Raw genomic sequence first — 1,491 nt, 5'->3', positions numbered from 1 at the left:
ACTGAAATGAAAAAGTAAATTCCACTCCCCATTTGTCTGGTGGAGTTTACTTCTGCACAGTTGATATTTACTCTTTCATACATACATGATATCTTTATATCTCCTTCTGACAGCAGTAGAAGGAGATGATTTTTATGAGTAAATTTATTCCTGGTAACCAGAAGCATCTCACACTTGAGGATCGTGTTTTTATTGAGAACTCTTTAAATCAGCGGCGTTCTTTCAAGGACATCGCTAAATATCTCTGCAAGGATCCAACTACCATTTCCAAAGAAGTGAAATTGCGTAGAGCCTCCGACTGGTATCACAAGGGCTCCTTCTATAATGCAAAGAACTTTTGTGTACGAAGATACAACTGTCGCAAAGTGAACGTCTGCAATAAGATCCTTGTTTGTGGCATCAAATGTACTTCCTGCCCTACCTGCAACCAGACCTGCCCCGATTTTCAAAAGGAACATTGCTCCCGGCTGGACAAGGCTCCCTATGTCTGCAATGGTTGTGACAAGAAGATTTCTCACTGCACGATTGCTCACAAGTATACCTACAATGCGCACTTTGCTGATCGTAAGTACCACCAGATTCTCAAGGACTCCAGAAGCGGCATAAGCATTACAAAGCACGAATTACATCAAAAAGATAGGATCATCTCCCCATTGATTGAACAGGGACAGTCTCCCTATCAGATTGCCGTAAACCATCCGGAGCTGGGCATGTCTGTACGTACCATTTACACCTACATTGATAAGGGACTATTCTCTTCCAGAAACATTGATTTAAAGCGAAAACCCAAGTTCAAACCACGTAGATGCCACAAGACCCAGATTACGGATCGTTCTGTATTTACAGGCAGAACCTATCTCGATTTTCAAGGGTTAGGACTTAATTCATTTACAGAAATGGATACAGTCCACTCCTCACGAGAGTCCAGAAAAACGTTGTTAACGCTCTATTTTACTAAAGAGAAACTATTTCTTGCCTTTCTGATGAACCGCTGTACAAATGGCGCTGTACGGCTTGTCTTTGACCACCTGGAGAAGCGTCTTGGCACTTATAAGTTTCTTTCCCTATTTGAATATACGTTAACTGACCGTGGCTCTGAATTTGGGGACCCGGACGCATTAGAGACCGGAATCAACGGGTTCCAACGCTGCAGCCTATACTACTGCGATCCCATGCGCAGTGGCCAGAAAGGTGGTGTTGAAAATGTTCACACTATGCTGCGTATGGTACTTCCTAAAGGAACCAGTTTTGAATTCCTGACACAGTGGGATGTGAATCGGATTGTGGACCATATCAATTCCACGCCCCGTGAAAGTCTGAATGGCAAAACACCATACGAATTGGCTTTGGAATCCTTTGGCGAAGATACTTTAAAAGCACTTCAGCTTAGGCGCATTGCCCCCGACGAGGTCAATCTGACACCTAAGCTGATCCGCTATAACCGTTAACTAACTTACAAAAATCTGCTGTCGGACTGGAAGTAAACTTTTC

1 protein-coding gene is annotated in these 1,491 nt (G+C 43.3%); it reads left to right on the top strand.

The genetic code is table 11. The features are described from left to right. Nucleotides 1–134: 134 nt before the first annotated feature. Nucleotides 135–1,448, top strand: a complete 1,314-nt coding sequence (locus CLOSYM_RS02400; protein WP_044902065.1) for an IS30 family transposase — start codon at nt 135–137, stop codon at nt 1,446–1,448. Nucleotides 1,449–1,491: the final 43 nt, after the last annotated feature.

This window comes from [Clostridium] symbiosum ATCC 14940 (assembly GCF_000466485.1).
GTDB classification, from domain to species: domain Bacteria; phylum Bacillota; class Clostridia; order Lachnospirales; family Lachnospiraceae; genus Otoolea; species Otoolea symbiosa.
This window is presented reverse-complemented; position numbering and strand designations above follow the sequence as displayed.